The 15,388-nt window shown below is 60.2% G+C and carries 21 protein-coding genes; 7 read left to right on the top strand and 14 right to left on the bottom strand.

What is annotated here, in order from left to right:
* Positions 1–273: 273 nt before the first annotated feature.
* Positions 274–1,428 (top strand): aspartate aminotransferase, encoded by a 1,155-nt coding sequence (locus tag CVU60_10235; protein PKN41755.1) that lies wholly within the window; start codon positions 274–276, stop codon positions 1,426–1,428.
* Entirely contained in the window at positions 1,425–1,619 is a 195-nt protein-coding gene (locus tag CVU60_10240) for a ferredoxin (protein PKN41756.1), read from the top strand. The genes CVU60_10235 and CVU60_10240 overlap by 4 nt, the downstream gene beginning before the upstream one ends.
* A 71-nt stretch (positions 1,620–1,690) precedes the next feature.
* On the opposite strand, the gene higA is transcribed toward CVU60_10240, so the two are convergent.
* Both higA and CVU60_10250 read right to left on the bottom strand, forming a co-directional pair.
* Positions 1,691–1,993 (bottom strand): addiction module antidote protein, HigA family, encoded by a 303-nt coding sequence (higA, locus tag CVU60_10245; protein ID PKN41811.1) that lies wholly within the window; start codon positions 1,991–1,993, stop codon positions 1,691–1,693.
* Positions 1,994–2,007: 14 nt separating this feature from the next.
* The gene (locus CVU60_10250; GenBank protein PKN41757.1) at positions 2,008–2,289 is read right to left on the bottom strand and encodes a plasmid maintenance system killer; all 282 of its coding nucleotides are present in this window, start codon (positions 2,287–2,289) and stop codon (positions 2,008–2,010) included.
* 2 nt (positions 2,290–2,291) lie between these two features.
* Between CVU60_10250 and CVU60_10255 the strand changes: the two genes are divergently transcribed.
* The gene (locus CVU60_10255; GenBank protein PKN41758.1) at positions 2,292–3,599 is read left to right on the top strand and encodes a hypothetical protein; all 1,308 of its coding nucleotides are present in this window, start codon (positions 2,292–2,294) and stop codon (positions 3,597–3,599) included.
* An 86-nt stretch (positions 3,600–3,685) separates the two neighbouring features.
* Here CVU60_10255 and CVU60_10260 read toward each other — a convergent pair whose 3' ends face one another.
* From CVU60_10260 to CVU60_10280, 5 genes are all read right to left on the bottom strand, one after another.
* Complete coding sequence (locus CVU60_10260) at positions 3,686–3,973, bottom strand: hypothetical protein (protein PKN41759.1); 288 nt, start codon at positions 3,971–3,973, stop codon at positions 3,686–3,688.
* 52 nt (positions 3,974–4,025) lie between these two features.
* The gene (locus CVU60_10265; GenBank protein PKN41760.1) at positions 4,026–4,466 is read right to left on the bottom strand and encodes an iron-sulfur cluster assembly scaffold protein; all 441 of its coding nucleotides are present in this window, start codon (positions 4,464–4,466) and stop codon (positions 4,026–4,028) included.
* Between the two features lie 279 nt (positions 4,467–4,745).
* Positions 4,746–5,612, bottom strand: a complete 867-nt coding sequence (locus tag CVU60_10270) for an EamA family transporter (protein ID PKN41761.1) — start codon at positions 5,610–5,612, stop codon at positions 4,746–4,748.
* A 64-nt stretch (positions 5,613–5,676) separates the two neighbouring features.
* A complete protein-coding gene (locus CVU60_10275; GenBank protein ID PKN41762.1) occupies positions 5,677–6,492 on the bottom strand; it encodes a nitroreductase in 816 nt (271 codons plus the stop codon).
* Positions 6,493–6,503: 11 nt separating this feature from the next.
* A complete protein-coding gene (locus tag CVU60_10280) occupies positions 6,504–7,118 on the bottom strand; it encodes a flavodoxin family protein (protein ID PKN41763.1) in 615 nt (204 codons plus the stop codon).
* A gap of 111 nt (positions 7,119–7,229) precedes the next feature.
* On the opposite strand from CVU60_10280, the gene CVU60_10285 reads away from it, so the two are divergent.
* Positions 7,230–7,664 (top strand): transcriptional regulator, encoded by a 435-nt coding sequence (locus CVU60_10285; protein PKN41764.1) that lies wholly within the window; start codon positions 7,230–7,232, stop codon positions 7,662–7,664.
* 45 nt (positions 7,665–7,709) lie between these two features.
* Here the strand turns inward: CVU60_10285 and CVU60_10290 are convergent, their stop codons facing one another.
* From CVU60_10290 to CVU60_10300, 3 genes are all read right to left on the bottom strand, one after another.
* Positions 7,710–8,969 carry a hypothetical protein gene (locus CVU60_10290; protein ID PKN41765.1) on the bottom strand — a complete coding sequence of 420 codons (1,260 nt, stop codon included), beginning with the start codon at positions 8,967–8,969 and terminating at the stop codon, positions 7,710–7,712.
* Positions 8,970–9,127: 158 nt separating this feature from the next.
* Positions 9,128–9,598: a hypothetical protein gene (locus CVU60_10295; GenBank protein PKN41766.1), complete on the bottom strand. Its 471-nt coding sequence runs from the start codon at positions 9,596–9,598 to the stop codon at positions 9,128–9,130.
* A 9-nt stretch (positions 9,599–9,607) separates the two neighbouring features.
* Entirely contained in the window at positions 9,608–9,961 is a 354-nt protein-coding gene (locus CVU60_10300; GenBank protein ID PKN41767.1) for a dinitrogenase iron-molybdenum cofactor biosynthesis protein, read from the bottom strand.
* 99 nt (positions 9,962–10,060) lie between these two features.
* On the opposite strand from CVU60_10300, the gene CVU60_10305 reads away from it, so the two are divergent.
* The 3 genes from CVU60_10305 (at position 10,061) to CVU60_10315 (ending at position 11,737) form a co-directional block, all read left to right on the top strand.
* Entirely contained in the window at positions 10,061–10,372 is a 312-nt protein-coding gene (locus CVU60_10305; protein PKN41768.1) for an alkylhydroperoxidase, read from the top strand.
* Between the two features lie 66 nt (positions 10,373–10,438).
* The gene (locus CVU60_10310; GenBank protein PKN41769.1) at positions 10,439–10,828 is read left to right on the top strand and encodes a reactive intermediate/imine deaminase; all 390 of its coding nucleotides are present in this window, start codon (positions 10,439–10,441) and stop codon (positions 10,826–10,828) included.
* Positions 10,829–10,837: 9 nt separating this feature from the next.
* Positions 10,838–11,737, top strand: a complete 900-nt coding sequence (locus tag CVU60_10315; GenBank protein PKN41770.1) for a TIGR00730 family Rossman fold protein — start codon at positions 10,838–10,840, stop codon at positions 11,735–11,737.
* A 51-nt stretch (positions 11,738–11,788) separates the two neighbouring features.
* Here CVU60_10315 and CVU60_10320 read toward each other — a convergent pair whose 3' ends face one another.
* From CVU60_10320 to CVU60_10335, 4 genes are read right to left on the bottom strand one after another with little or no spacing between them, the layout of a single operon-like run.
* The gene (locus tag CVU60_10320) at positions 11,789–12,409 is read right to left on the bottom strand and encodes a hypothetical protein (protein PKN41771.1); all 621 of its coding nucleotides are present in this window, start codon (positions 12,407–12,409) and stop codon (positions 11,789–11,791) included.
* A 7-nt stretch (positions 12,410–12,416) separates the two neighbouring features.
* The gene (locus CVU60_10325) at positions 12,417–13,430 is read right to left on the bottom strand and encodes a hypothetical protein (GenBank protein PKN41772.1); all 1,014 of its coding nucleotides are present in this window, start codon (positions 13,428–13,430) and stop codon (positions 12,417–12,419) included.
* Positions 13,430–14,191, bottom strand: coding sequence for a polyamine ABC transporter ATP-binding protein (locus CVU60_10330; protein PKN41773.1), 762 nt, complete (start codon positions 14,189–14,191; stop codon positions 13,430–13,432). Before CVU60_10330 ends, CVU60_10325 begins: the two co-directional genes overlap by 1 nt.
* Positions 14,188–15,330, bottom strand: a complete 1,143-nt coding sequence (locus CVU60_10335) for a hypothetical protein (protein ID PKN41774.1) — start codon at positions 15,328–15,330, stop codon at positions 14,188–14,190. Before CVU60_10335 ends, CVU60_10330 begins: the two co-directional genes overlap by 4 nt.
* Positions 15,331–15,388 lie beyond the last annotated feature (58 nt).

Here is a 15,388-nt window from a genome sequence, read left to right on the forward strand (position 1 = left end):
TCCCGGTCGCAAGGTCGCGAACCCATAATATGATCGTCCCCATGACGCAAGACGAGATATGGCGTGGCAATTTCGGGGCGCAGACCCGTCGGGTGGGAGTTTGCGGTCGGGACACACCGGCAAAGTGGGAATAATCGTGGCCGTTTCCAAGGCACGGTGGAAAAAATCATTGTCACTTCCGCGGGATTGCCTCCCTGGTCCGCATGGAAGGATTTGAGCTTTCCCGCGAAGGAGTATAAGCCGCCCGTATCACGAATCGTGAGGGGGAAAATTATGAACGAATGCCGCATCAACCCATGCTGCCAGGACCTGAGCTCCTTCAAGGTCATGGACGTGCTGGAGCGGGCTTGCGCGCTGGAGAAGCAGGGCCGGGACATCGTGCACCTGCAGATCGGCGAGCCCGACTTCGACACGCCCGAGTGTGTCAAGGACGCCGCCTGCAAGGCCATCCGCGACGGGCGCTGCCAATATACCCATTCCCTGGGCATCATCGAACTGCGCGAGGCCATCTGCGCGCACTATCACGCCAAATACGGCGTCGAGGTTCATCCCGATCAGGTGCTTGTCACTTCGGGCACCTCGCCGTCCATGCTGCTGGCGTTTTCGCTCCTGCTCCAGCCCGGCGACCGGGTGCTGCTCTCGGACCCGAGCTATGCCTGCTATCCCAATTTCATCCGCTTCACCGGCGCGGTGGCGGATTTCGTGCCCGTGCGCGAAGAGGACGGCTTCCAGTTCCGCGTCGATCAGGTCAAGGCCCGCATGGCCGACGACGTGCGCGGCATTCTGGTCAATTCCCCGTCCAACCCCACCGGGACCCTGGTCAGCCCCGAGGTGTACTGCGGCCTGGCCGAACTCGGCGTGCCGCTCTTTTCCGACGAGATCTACCACGGGCTTGTCTATGAGGGGCAGGAGCATACGGCCCTTGAGTTCACGGACAACTGCTTTGTCTTCAACGGCTTTTCCAAGCTCTACGCCATGACCGGCTGGCGGCTCGGGTACGTCATCGCCCCCAAGGGCTACATGAAGCGGCTGCAGACCATGCAGCAGAATTTTTTCCTGTGCACCAGTTCCATTGCCCAGTGGGCCGGTGTGGCCGCCCTGACCCAGGCGGGGCCGGACGTAGAGCGCATGAAGGCCGTCTACGACCAGCGCCGCCGGTACATGATCGATCGCCTCAGGGAGCTGGGATTCGGCATCAAGGTCGAGCCCACGGGCGCATTCTACGTCTTTGCCAACGCGAAGAAATACACGGGCGACTCCATGCAGTTCACTTTCGACCTGCTGGAAAAGGCTGGTGTGGGTGTGGCTCCGGGCGTGGATTTCGGACCCGGCGGCGAGGGTTACATCCGTTTTTCCTACGCCAATTCCATCGAGAACATCGAAGAGGGCATGCTCCGTCTTGAAAAATATCTTGGAGGATTGAAATGAACATGGTCGAAGTGGCCCTGAACCAGCCCTGCTGTTCCGGATGCCTGGCCTGCGTTGAGCTGGCGCCGGAGATTTTCGCCTACGACGAAGACGCCCACGTGGCCATGATCCTGCAAAACCCCTGCGAAGAGGATCTGGCCCGCAAGGTCGTGTCCTACTGTCCGGACGACTGCATCGAGATCATCGAGTAGATGGCATTGAGAAAGAAGTGAAAAAGGGCGCTCCATTCGGGGCGCCCTCATTTTTTGCAGGCATGCCGCGCTCAGGCGGCGCTTCGCGGGTTGACTTCGCGTTCCAGTTTTTCACCAAGATTTTGCGCCGCGACTTCAAGTTCATAGTGTGATTGCAGGTTCATCCACGACTGCGGATCAACTCCAAAATAGCGACCGAGCCTTAGAGCCGTGTCCGCGCTGATGGCTCTTTTTCCGTGCACTATTTCATTGATGCGGCGAGGAGGAACGCTGATGGCCTTGGCCAGGGCATATTGGGTGATGGCCAGAGGTTTCATGAAATCCTCCAGCAGAATTTCCCCGGGATGGATGGGGTCTGGGATCAGGTTTTTCATGGTGCTTTCCTCCATTAATGATAATCCACGATTTCGACATCATGCGCATTGCCGTCCCGCCATATGAAACAGATGCGCCATTGTTCATTGATACGTATGCTGTGTTGTCCAGACCGGTCTCCTGACAGGCTTTCGAGTCGGTTGCCCGGAGGCACGCGAAGAAAGTTCAGTTCAACAGCCGCATGAAGTTGCAGAAGCTTGCGAAGGGAAACCCGCTGAATGTCAGGGGGAATTTTTCGCGAGGTTCGCTCACGGAAGAGTTTATCGGTTTCCTTGCATGCAAATGATACGATCATGAATGACTAATAACGCCTGGCGTTCATATTGGCAACACCGCTTGACTGCCCTGCCAGGTTTCTTATTGATTAACCTTATCATTTATTTGCGAATACAACCGGAGGCAGTCATGACCGCCATTTCCACCGATACCCTGGCCAATATCCAGTTCCGTCTGCACTGGGAGGAGCATGGAATTCGCCATGAGGACAGTTTTTTTGCCCAGAACGTGAACCTGTGGCGGGATGTATTTCCCGGCGGGCTTGAAAAGGAGATTCTGGGGATGACGGAGGGGGAGTCCCGTTTTGTCGACCTTCAGCCCGGAGTGCATGTGCCGGTGCGGGACATGCGGAAAGTCATGACGGTGCCGCGCAAGGCGTTCAAGGCTCCCGTTGGGGAGACCGTTATCGAGCCGCTGCAGGGCCGCTTCTATCCCCAGGGAGTGCTGCGCGGCCTGCCCGGAATCTACCCGCAGAACGTCCAGCCCTTTCGTGTCATCAATACCGGCACTGACACGCTGACCGTCGATCTGAATCATCCGCTGGCCGATCTGGAGGCGCGGCTCGAGATCACACCTCTTGCGGTCTGGCCCAAGCAGGCGGAATTCGGCGGGCAGTGCAAGGACTGGCTTTGCGCCCTGACCGACGGACCGGGGCTCAAGCGCAAAGCGGACAGGGGAACGGATTTCGGTCTCGACGCGCCTCTGGAAAAGCCGCTGGGTACGAGCGAAGCCGATTTCTACGCCACGCCTCGAAAGGTCGCTCATGTGGATAGCCAGGCGCTTGAAAACATCGGCAAGGTTTACGATCGCCTTTTGTCCGGCAGGAAAAGGATTCTGGACCTCATGGCCGGCTGGCAGTCGCATCTGCCGGATGGCGTCACGGCCACGGGTCTGGGCATGAACGAGGAGGAGATGAATGAAAATCCTGCCCTCTCGTCCCACGTGGTGCATGATCTCAATGCCGATCCGGTGCTGCCGTTTGCCGATGGCGCTTTTGACACCGTGATCTGCAGCCTGTCAGTGGAATACCTGACCCGGCCCCTTGAGGTCTTCGCCGAGATCGCCCGGGTGCTGGAGCCCGGCGGAGTGTGCGTCATGGTCTTTTCGCATCGCTGGTTCCCGGACCAGGCCGTGCGCATCTGGACCGAGCTGCATGAGTATGAGCGCGTATCCTTGGTCACGGAGTATTTTCGCCTCGGCGGAAGCTTCGGGGACGTGTCCACCCTGTCGGATCGCGGCTGGCCACGGCCCATGGATGCAAGGGACCGCTATTATCCCATGATCCAGCATTCCGATCCCGTGCATGCAGTGTGGGCTATGCGACGGTGATGTCCGCCTGAAACCGATGCGCAAACGAGAATGGCCGCTACCCCGAAAGGGAGCGGCCATTCTCGTTTGCAAGCCGGGAGGGCCGGCTATTTCATTTCCGCCAGACGCTCCTGGATGGCTTTCAGTTGCGACTGCAGGGCTTCAACCTGATTTTTGAGCGCCTGTTGTTCCGCGGCCGGATCAATGGCACCCTGCCGTGCGAAACGACCCTGCGGCGCTGTCGCGAAAAAGCGTCTTCCGCGGCCTCTGCCGCCGCAAAATCCGAATCCACCGCCGGTCGCATAGCCCGGCGTCCCGGAACCGGAACAATATCCGGCACCGCGTCCTGTCATGGAGCCCATACCCATGGGTCCCGTTCCGTTACCAGCTGGCATCGCAGACCTCCTTCCCGCTTCTGTGCGGGAACAGTTGTGTGAAAACTGTCCGTCATTTTTCCTCAAGGGCGAGGCGCATGTATTTGCCGAGTGCCTCGTGCAGCGTCGAGACGGCCAGAAAGGCGCAGTGATGGTGGTCCTCCGGGATCTGCCCGGCCCGGGCCAGGACCATGGCGTCGGTGATGTCGAAAAGTTCTTCGGCGGTTTTGCCCACAGCCATCTCCGCCGCCAGGGATCCACAGACCACGCTGGGGCCGCAGCCGTCCGTCTCAAAGGATGCCGCGCAGACCCTGTCCCCGTCGAATTTGAGCGAGATGGCCATGCTGTCGCCGCAGGAACCCTTGAGCTCCGCCGTGCCGTCGGCGTCGGGCATGGCTCCCATGTTGGGAGGGTTGACCCAGCGCTGATAGGCTTCCTCGCCCCAGGCCGCCCTGGTGTCCTCGTTTATAGTGTTCTGCATGGCCTTAATGATGCGGTCCAGATCGTCGCCCATGAGCAAAAACCTCTTTTGTGTTTATGTGAAGATTACCGGAACATAACGCAATTTTTTTGGGCGGCCCGGGCCAACCGCGTTTTCGCTTGCCGAAGGCAAAGCAACACTGATGCCATCACGGGGCTGCCTTGAAACGACACGTCGCAATGTCCGGCTGCATTGAAGAGCGCGGGGATTGCGGGGAGATTTGGCGTGCCCTGCGGGGCGATGCCGCAACCCAGGATGGAATGCACAGTAGCCCTTGCGCGACTCTCTTGCGCGTGTCGCAGGAAAGGGTGCTCAGGCTACAGGTGCCCGTCTCGCGATCAGGGCCTTGGCGCATCCGCTGGCCATGATTGCGGCGCAGCCCGTCAGTTGCAGGGGTGAGAGTGTCTCGCCGAAGAGCCACCACCCGAAACAGACCACGGCCAGGGGCTCAAAATAGGCCAGGGTGCCAAACGTCGCGGCGGGTAGCCGGCTCAAGGCGGCTACGGCGAAGGAGATGGCCAGAAAGCCGGGCACAAGCCCCGTGCCCAGAAGCCACAGTGTGTTCACGGCGGAGATCTCGGGGCGGGTGTTTAAAAAGAAGGGCAGCATGACCAGGGCTCCGGTCAGGAGTTGGTAAAAGGCGCGGTTCAGGACCGGGACGGAGGGCGGGATGCGGCGGTTCATGAGGATGAAGCCCGCGTAACAGAGCATGGCCAGCGCAGCCAGGCCAAGTCCCGCCGCATGGTTTGAGCCGTCTGCGAAATTAAGCCGGAACTTCATCATAGCCGCGAAGCCGAGCATGGCTAGGCTGATCAGCGACCAACCCGTAAGGCCGAGCCGTTCATTCATGAAAAAATGCGCGAAGACCGAAGCGGCCACCGGGGCCAGATAGACGAGCATGATGGCGTTGGCCATGGAGGTCAGGTTCATGGCCTGCACGTAGAAGATGATGAACCCGGCCAGGAGCGCGCCGTTGACGATCACGGGCCAGGTCGGCCAGCGCCTGAGCGTTCCGGCCTGACGGGTGCCCAGGAGGAAAACGGCTAGGAACCCCGCCCCGAGCAGGAGGCGGAAGAAGGTGATGGTTTCGGCGGGCAATCCGGTGATTCTGGAGAAGACGCCGATGGTGCCCATGAACAGGGCCGAGAGAATGGCCAGGGTGACGCCGGTGGTGTCCATGCGAATCGCCGTATTGATAAGGATTGAAGTGCCGGGGCGCGCGTTTGCGCCCCGGCGAGAGCGTTTAGCCCAGCATGTTGACGGAGGATGGCTTTCTTTTCACGGGGCGGTGATACTCCACCGCCGGGTGACCGAAAAGCAGGGCATAGCCGAGGGTGTGGTCCGGCGGGATGCGCAGCGTTTCCTTCAGCTCCGGGCAGACGGCCAGGGCCATCATGAACATGCCGTCCCACAGGGTGCCAAGCCCACGGGCGCTGGCCAGGAGCTCGAAGGTGGTCAGCGCGATATGCACGTCCTGCACCGGACAGGCCACGCCGGGAGCGGCGCTGGTCAGCAGCATGTGGGGGGCTCCCCGGAAGATGATGTCCCGGCCTTCCGCTTTCCATTTCTGGACAGCCCAGCCCAGGTATTGCGAGATCAGTCCTTCCGGCAGCTTGCCGGCATCGGCCATTGCGGCGAGGCGGTCCAGGGTTTCCCGGCGCAACCGGTCCATGAAGGCCTTGTCCCGGATCACGGTGAACACGACGCCCTGGGCGTTGACCCCGGTCGGCGAATGGCTGGCGGTGCCGATGAGTTCGTCGATCAGCGCCGGGGAGACGTTTTCGTCCTTGTAGCGCCGCACGGAGCGCCGCCATGTGACGAGGCTGGTCATCTGCTCCGCGGAAGGCAGGTTTTTCATCGGCTCCGCGTCATCGGCCACCAGTCCCAGAATGGACACGGCCCCTGTCGGGCAGACGGTGTAGCAGTGCTGGCAGCGGTAGCAGCGCCCTTCGTCGGTGATCTCGGGGAAATCCGCCATGGCGATGATGCCGGCCGGGCAGTCGGCCGCGCATTCACCGCACTGGATGCATTTATCCTTGTCGATGTGAAAGTCGATCATTGCTGTCTCCCTTATTCGCTCATGGTTTCCAGGACCGGAAAGCTGCCCAGATGCGGTTTGATCGCCATGCCCAGCCAGGCGATGGTCTGCCCCAGATTCTTCATGTTGCCAAGTCCTTCGGCATCTGTCTCGACCTCGCCCTTGTCGCGGCCGTAGCCCATGTTCCAGTACACCGAGCCGGGGATGATCATCTGGTTCATGAGGAACATGTGGTTGATCGTGTCGTAGACGTGCGTGGCTCCGCCCCGGCGCACGGCAACAACGGCCGCGCCGATCTTGCCCTTGAAGGCCCGGCCGTTGGCCAGGGCGACAAGGCCCGCACGGTCAAGCAGGGCCTTCATCTCGGCCGAGACGTCGGTGAAGTAGGTGGGGGAGCCGAAGATCAGGGCGTCGGCGCGCAGGAGCTTCTCCATGACCTCGTTGAAGACGTCTTTCTTCATGGCGCATTGCCCGTCCTGGCGCGAAAAACATTTGTAACAGGCCTGACAGCCCCGGATGTTCTTTCCGCCGACCTGAACCAGTTCGGTTTCCCACCCGGCGGCGGTGAGGGGTTCCAGGGCCCTGTTCAAGAGGAATTCCGTGTTGCCGCCCTTGCGCGGGCTGCCGTTTACTGCGATTGCGTACATATTTTTCTCCTTGGTTGGGATTGACTGCGTGTTGCAGGCCCAGCTAGAGCACATGTCTGCGATTATGAAAAGTACTGTCAATAATGTGCGGTACACACATGGAGTATAGTAATGGACAAAAACGAAGTCCGGCCGTGCAGGGTCAAGGAAATCTCCGGCAAGCGCTACCGCTGCTATTTTGAGCTTACCTTGGCGGTAATCGGCGGAAAATGGAAGCCTATCATTCTTTATCACCTCTCTTTGGCGAGCGCGGTCCGTTTTGGGGGGGTGAGACGTGGCATGCCCGACGTGACCGAACGCATGCTGACCCGGCAACTGCGGGAGCTGGAGGCAGACGGGCTCGTTCATCGTGAGGTCTACCGCGAGGTGCCGCCCCGCGTCGAGTACTCCCTGACGGAAATGGGGCTCAGTCTCATCCCGCTCCTGTTGCAGATGCGGGACTGGGGGGTGGACTACGAAAAGTATCTGGGCGCAGATCTGATTTTCACGGGAGATGGGTACGAGAGGCCGATTCTGGAGGGTGCGGATTCCTGTGTCGGGGCCTGATGCTCAGGCCTTTTACAGCGGCATCCCAGTTCGGCCACCGGGCTGTCAGAAGGTCATGAGAAAGGTCACCAGGGCTCCGGCCGGGATGAGCATCAGGCCGGGGATGAGGATGCGCGGCAGGAGCTTGCCCGGATCCTGATGGAAGTATTTGCAGGTCATCAGGAAGCAGATGTGCATGGGCGAGGACATTATGCCTGCGTATCCGGCGTACATTCCCAGGCTCAGGATTACCGGAATGAGATGGGGCTGTCCTGTGGAATGAGCGAGTCCGAAGAGCAATGGGAAGGTCGCACCCACAAAAGCGATGGTCAGACCGGCCACAAAGCCTACCAGAAAGGGTAGGACAATGGCCATGATGTAGATCGTGCCGCCTCCACCGAGGGTCTGAGCCAACACTTCGACAACGTGGCCCTGGTCCAGGATTTCCTTGAAGATGAAGATGGCGCCCACCACGCCCAGCAGAGTCATGGTGTTGTCCTTGCCCGCCTCTCGCAGCACCGCTCGCCAGGTGGACTGGGCCATGAACAGGCTCACGAAGGAGGCAAGAATCAGGGCCGCGATGACCCCGTATTCCATGGGTCTGCCTGGCCAGAACACGGCGCAGAGCCATTCGCCGCCGATGGATCCGGCGATGGCCGTGAAGAGCGGGAGTCCGCCGAACCAATCCTGTGCGTCACGGGTCTCGACTGCGACGGAGGGCAGGCGAGGCGCATTTTTCAGGGCCGGGCGCAGGATCAGGATCCAGCCCAGGGCAATGGCCACCAGCGGGCCGGGCCACAGCAGCGCGATGATTCCGGTCACCGGAATGCCAGCCAGCGAGGAGGCCAGGATAAGGCCCGGATACAGCGGCCAAGCCAGTTCCCAGATGTGTCGGAACCAGTAGTTGATGAGGGCCTGGTCCCTGGGGGGGATGGCCAGTTCCGAGGCAGCCTTTTCAACCATGGGTGCGGAGAAGATAGCTCCGCCGGGCATGGGCAAGAGGCCGATCAGCGCAGGAAAAAAAGCCAGGAGCAGGGAACGGGAGCGAATCTGGGCGCGCATGGCGCGCATGAACCGCTTCGACTGGCCGGAAGCCGAGTACAGGGCGCTGAAAGCCAGGATGACGCTGATGATGGCACAGAGCACAAAGGTCTCTTCGGTCAAGAGCGCGTCCGGGATGGCGCCAAGCCAAGTCAGGGGCGAAAGGCCAAAAAGAATCGCCAGCAGGAAGCTGCCCGCCAGGATGGACAAGCCCAGCCCCAGCTTGAGGCGGATTCCCGCCAGCATGACGGCGAAAACGAGGACGATGGAAAAAATTGCGCCCATTGAGTCCTGACCGACTGGAAAACTACAAATTTCCAGGCTGCTTGAAAATGGTGAGATGCTGGGAGCAAATAAAATTCAGGGCCGCAGCGTAGTTAAACATACGTGAGGTTCTGGATTTTCTGCAGTGACGAAACAGATCGCCGTTTTTAAGCAGCCTGCTAGCCGCAACACTTTTTGAATTTCTTGCCGCTCCCGCAGGGACAGGGCTCGTTGCGTCCCGGCTTTGGGTTCTCGTTTCGGACGGTCTCGGTCTCGTGCTCTCCATCCAGGTAGTACCATTGGCCTTCCCGGCGCACGAATCGGCTGTTCTCGGTCATGCTCTGCGTACCGCCCTTGTGCCGGAAGCTTGCCCGAAAGCGGACCATGCCCGAATCCCCGTCCGTAGCCGTTTCCAGGATCTCAAGGCCGAGCCAGGTGATGCTTTTGTTCCAGCGTCGCACATCTGGAGCGTTGAATTCCGGGCGGTGCTCCTCGACCATGGTGCCTTGGAGATAGTCCATCTCGTCCCGGCAAAAGGCTGTATAGCGCGATCGCATCAAGGCCTCGGGGCTGGCGGCCGGAACCTGGCCGGCTATGATCGGGCCGCAGCACTCTTCAAATTTTCGTCCCGAATGGCAGGGGCATTCCATGATCTTCTCCTAGTGCGTGCAGCCTTCGTGATTGCAGAGAATATTCTTGTCGATGAGGTCGCCGTTGGTCCAGCTTTTGAGCACGTCGAGGATTTCGCCCTCGCAGCCGCGTACAACCTTTATGCCGTGCTCGGCCATCTTGTTAATGGCCCCTTGGCCGATGTTGCCGACGAGCAGGGTGGATACGCCCTTGGCCTGCATGCTGACGCCCACGGTGGACTTGCATCCGCAGCCCGAAGGCGGATAAAATGTCTCGCTTTCGACGATCTGGCCGGAGTCGTTTAGAGTGAAAATGGTGAAGGTCCGAGCGTGACCGAAATGTTCGTCTACGCGGGTACCAACTGTGGGGATGGCGACTTTCATGGGAAAACTCCTTGTTTTTCAGGTCCATTTGCCCCTATGATTGAAACATGTCCGCGTCAATAAAGGACTCGGCACACTCTTACGCGAAGGAGGACAATCATGAAAACGGGCAAGCCGAAACACTATCAGAAATTGCAGGAAATGTATCCTGAACTCATCTCCGCCGCCGAGGCCCTGGGCAAGGCAGCGCAGGAGGCCGGACCTTTGAGCGAGAAGGAAATGCACCTTGTTCAGCTCGGCGCTTCCGCGGCCCTGCGCTCCGAAGGCGCGGTCCGCAGCCATGGCCGCCGGGCCCTGCAGGCCGGAGCAACGCCGGAGGAGATTAGGCACGCCGTCATTCTCTTGACCAGCACCATCGGATTTCCTACGGTCGCGGCGGCTTTGGACTGGCTTGAAAAGGTTCTGGACTAGGATTTTTCAACCACATTGCGGTTTGATGGAGCGGCCCGCGAGGGCCGTTCTTTTTATGGAGGGTATATGCGCAAACTCGATTTCATCGCCACGGACAAGGCTCCGGCCGCCGTGGGCCCCTATTCCCAGGCCGTGCGTGCCGGGGGGGTTTTGTATGTCAGTGGACAGCTTGGGCTGGCCCCCGCCACAGGTCAGTTCGCCGGTGCGGACTTTGAGGCCCAGGCGAAGCAGGCTCTGGCCAACATGGGAGCCATCCTGGCCGAGGCCGGATGCGCCGTAACGGATATCGTCAGCGTGGACGTGTTCGTGACCGACCTGGCCAATTTCAAACTTTTCAACGGCATCTACGACGAATTCATGGCCGGTCACCGGCCTGCTCGCGCCGCCGTGCAGGTCTCGGGTCTGCCGCTGGGCGGAGTTGTAGAACTCAAGTGCGTGGCCCTGGCCCGTCAATAAGGAATTTTCATGACCAACAAACGAACCCGCCGTTTCGGTGTTTTCCCCTCGGCCAATGAAGACGCTCAGGCCGCCAAGCGCCATGTCGACACTCCCCAGTGCCAGTCCGCGTCCTACCGCCTGGCGTTTCAGGATCAGGATTTTCTTCTGCGCGAGGAGCTTCGCCCCGTGCGCCTGCAGCTGGAACTCTTGAAGCCCGAGCTGACCCTGCAGGAGCAGCAGATCGAATCCACCATCGTCATCTACGGCAGCGCTCGGACAATGGATGCGGAGACGGCCGCCGTGCGTCTGGAAAAAGTGCTCGAGGGGCTCAAGAAATACCCCGACGACGTCCTTTTGCGCAGCGAGTTGGTTAAGGCCCGCACGGCCGTGGCCAACAGCCGCTATTACGAGGAGGCGCGAAAGCTCGGGCGGCTCATTTCCGAGAACATGGACACATGCAAGCACGTGGTCATCACTGGCGGCGGTTTCGGGATCATGGGCGCCGCCAACCGGGGCGCGCACGATGTGGGCGCCAAGAGCATCGGCATGAACATCGTGCTCCCCTTCGAGCAGGAGCCCAACCCCTACATCACCCCCGAACTGAGTTTTCAGTTCCACTATTTTGCCATCCGCAAGATGCATCTCTTGATGCGGGCCAAGGCCCTGGTGGCTTTTCCCGGCGGTTTCGGGACCATGGACGAGCTTTTTGAGGCCCTGACCCTGATCCAGACCCGCAAGGTCAAACCCATTCCGGTCCTGCTTTTCGGTCGCAGGTTCTGGCACAAGGTCATCAACTTCGAGGCCCTGGTCGAGGAAGGAACCATCAACCCTGAAGATCTGAACCTCTTCCAGTATGTCAGCACGGCGGAGGAGGCCTGGGAGATTATCCGGGCGAGCAATGGGCTTACTACGGATGGGAAGCCGTGATGCGTGATCCGTAATGCGTGACGCGTGACGCGTGATGCGTGACGGTTTTGTTCAGGGTGCGGATTTGGTGATGCTTTCGTGTACGTCGGCGATGATCCTTTCCGACAGCCTTTGCATGGCCCGGCTCATGGCTTCGACCACTGAGCCGGGATTTTTTTTGGTGGCTGGTTCGGACTCGCGGTAGGTGCGCTGGAAGAGAACCTGCTCCGGTATTGCACGGGCGCGCAGGTCGAGCAGGGTGACGGTCAGGCTGGCAGTGGCCAGCCAGTGGTCCTCGGCGTCCACTTCCATCCACTCCTCGATCATTCCTTCAAGCTGGTGTGTGGCGGTCAGGGATGAGCCGGGCCTGCTCACGGCCAGAAAGAGGCCGCTCTGCTGCATGTCGCGACGCAGAAAATCGGCCGCCAGGGCCTGCGGAGTCGCACGCCACTGGTGATATGCATATTCCTGCCGTCCAAAGGACAGGTCGCGATAGACGATCTTGCCGGTGTTGAACTCCGGAGCCACTCCGAAACGGTTGAGCACGATGACGGCCTTGGCTTGGGTTCCGGTGGGTGCCGGGCTTTCGTATTCCAGGGTGTAGTAGCGCACGTCCGGTGCCGTCGTCCGGGTCGCCCCGCAACCGGCCAGGGCGAACATCAGGATGAATGGAAGAAAATAACGGATGGGCATGAGCTTGCTACTCCTCCACCTTGCGGGGGGCCTTTGGTTGACCGAAAATGAGCTGCGCCGGCTGGTCTTTGACGTTGCCGATAAGGGTGTTCAGGTTGTTTGACGTCTGTTCCAGATTTTCGGCGGTGCCGGCCAGCCGTTCTTCCAGATCCTTGATGGTGGCCTGCATCTGGAACACCGTGGCGTGGCTCTGGGTCATGACCACATCGGCCTTGAGAGCCGTCGAAGCTAGAGCGTTCATGGCCGTGTCGACATGCGGTCGGTTGGCTTCGAGAATGGACTGGAATTGAACGAGGATGGTATCCATGCGGGCCAGTTCCTCGGTCGCCTTGGTCATCAGAGTGCGCGACGCGAGGATGGTTTGCTCCATGTTTTTTGCCATGGATTCCATGCGTTTCGGATTTGCTGCCGCGTTGATGCTGGCCAGAAGGGTGCGGATGTCGGCGGAGATGGCGCCGAGTTGCGCCTCGTTCATGACCGTGCTGACCGTGGTAAAGGCGGCCGAGGCCTTTTCCGAGATGCCCTTGAAGTCGATGGACTGTATCTTCATGGCGATTTCATCGATTTCCCGGAACAGTTTCTTGATATCCGAGGGCCTGGAAGCGATGACCGGATACTCCGGGGTGAAGGTGAGTTTCGGCGAGAGGCCTCCTGCCTCGGGCCCGCGCTTGTCTATCTCGACGAACATGGCCCCGGTGATGCCGACGTTGGAGATGGCCGCGACGCTGTCCTCGAAACGGTTTTCGTCATTCGCGTGTTCGTCGTCGATGAGGATGACGACCTCGATGAGGTGATAGTCGGGGGCGATGCGGATGGCCTGGACGCGGCCCACCGGCACGCCCCGGTACTTGACAGGGGAGTCCACGCCGAGCCCCTGCACGGATTCGTCGAAATAGGTCACGAAGAGTTCGCCCTTGCGCAGAAACGAGGTCATGCCAAGCCAGATGACGGCCAGCGTGGCCAGGGCCAGGCCGGCGGTCATGAACAGGCCCACGGAAAAATTGACACGAGCGGAAGCCATTATTTCTCCATTTCCGGCTGTCTGTTGAAGAATTGGCGCACGAAGGGATGCTCGCTTGCATCCTTGAGTTCGTGCGGATCGCCATCGGCGATGATGGATTTGCTTTCCTTGTCGAGCATGACGACCCTTTTCGCAATGGTGAAAATGGAGGAAAGCTCGTGGGTGACGACGACAAAGGTCGTGCCCAGGGTTCGGTTCAGGCGCAGGATGAGGGCGTCGAGTTCGGCCGAGCTGATGGGATCCAGGCCTGCCGAGGGTTCGTCCAGGAATAGAATTTCAGGATTGAGCGCCAGCGCCCGCGCGATGGCCGCGCGTTTTTTCATGCCTCCGGAAAGCTCCTCGGGCAGGTGGTGTTCGAAGCCCTCAAGGCCGACCTGCCGCAGCTTGAGACGGACCAGCTCCTCCACCGCGTCTTCCTTGAGATCCGTATATTCCGTGATAGGCAGCGCAACGTTTTCGCCAAGGGTCATGGAAGAAAAAAGGGCGCCGCCCTGATACATGACGCCGATGCGGGCCAGAATCTTCTTGAAGCTGTCCTCGTTGTCCGGCTCAAGGAGCATTCCGGCGATGGTAATTTTTCCGGCCATGGGCTTGTAGAGCCCGACCATATGCTTGAGCAGGGTGGACTTGCCGCATCCGCTCCCGCCCAGGATAACAAAAATTTCAGCTGGATGGATATCAAAGTCCAGGTTTTTCATGATGACCAGGTCCCCGAATCCCATGGTCAGGCCGCGCACGGAGATGATTTCTTTTTGGGTCATGGCCGCCAGTACCTCAGGATCACGGCCAGGACCGAATCAACCAGAATGACCAGAAAGATGCCCGTGACCACGGCCGAGGTCGTGGCCTTGCCCACGCTGGCCGCTCCGCCGCGCACCTGGTAGCCCTTGAAGCAGCCCACCGTGGCGATGAGGGCGGCGAAGATGGCGCTCTTGAATATGCCCCAGTTGATATCGAAAATTGTCAGGGTGTTCATGGTCTGGGCCATGTAGGCGTTGACGGTAAGATCCAGAGTGGTCACGCCGATGAGCAGGCCTCCGGCGATGGCGAAGATGTTGGAATACATGGCCAGCAGCGGCACCACCAGGAGCGAGGCGATGATCTTGGGCGCCACCAGGAACATGGCCGGCTTGAAGCCCATGGTGACCAGCGCGTCAACCTCTTCGGACACCTTCATGGTCCCGATTTCGGCGGCGAAAGCCGAGCCCGAGCGCCCGGCTACGAGGATGGCCGTCATGATGGGGCCAAGCTCGCGGACCATGGCCAACGCCACCAGGGAGGCCACATAGATGTTGGCCCCGAACTGCTGCAGCTGCACCGCAGACATGAAGGCCATGATGAGCCCCAAAAGAAAGCTGATCAGCCCGACAATGGGCAGCGCGTCCACGCCGACCTGCTGCATGTAGAGGATCACGTCTCCAAGGCGCAGCCTGCCCGGATGGCGCAGCAGGGACAGGAGCGTCACGGTGACTTCGCCCACGAAAGACACGTGGGTCATGGTCTGACTCGTGACTTCGAGGGTCTTGATGCCGAAACGGGTCATGATTCCCGGCTTGACCCTTTTGGCGCCGCCCGAGCGCGGGGGATCGTCCAGACGCAGAAAATCCAGGAGCTCCTGCACATGCTCGGGGGTGCCAAGCATCTCTAGCTCACAGCCATTTTTTTCAGCCATGCGCCGCAGCTGCAGGATCACCAGCGCGCCGCAGTCATCCATGCGCGTGATTCCGCCCAGGTCGACGCGGATGAGCCCGGGCAAGGGCTTGGGGATGTGCGCCAGGAGGTCCATGACCCCCGGAGTCGTGCGCAGGTCAAGAACTCCGCGCAAGGCCAGAGCCAGCAGATCCGGTCTTGAGTCCACGGAAAGCGTGGGCGATGTTGTCGTGATGTGGTCATTGTTCATGAGATATCCGTGCCTCTTAGCTCATGGCCGGGGGACGCGTCTACCGTGCCGGGTGCGT

Source organism: Deltaproteobacteria bacterium HGW-Deltaproteobacteria-18, from assembly GCA_002841885.1.
In the GTDB taxonomy this organism is placed as follows: domain Bacteria; phylum Desulfobacterota; class Desulfovibrionia; order Desulfovibrionales; family Desulfomicrobiaceae; genus Desulfomicrobium.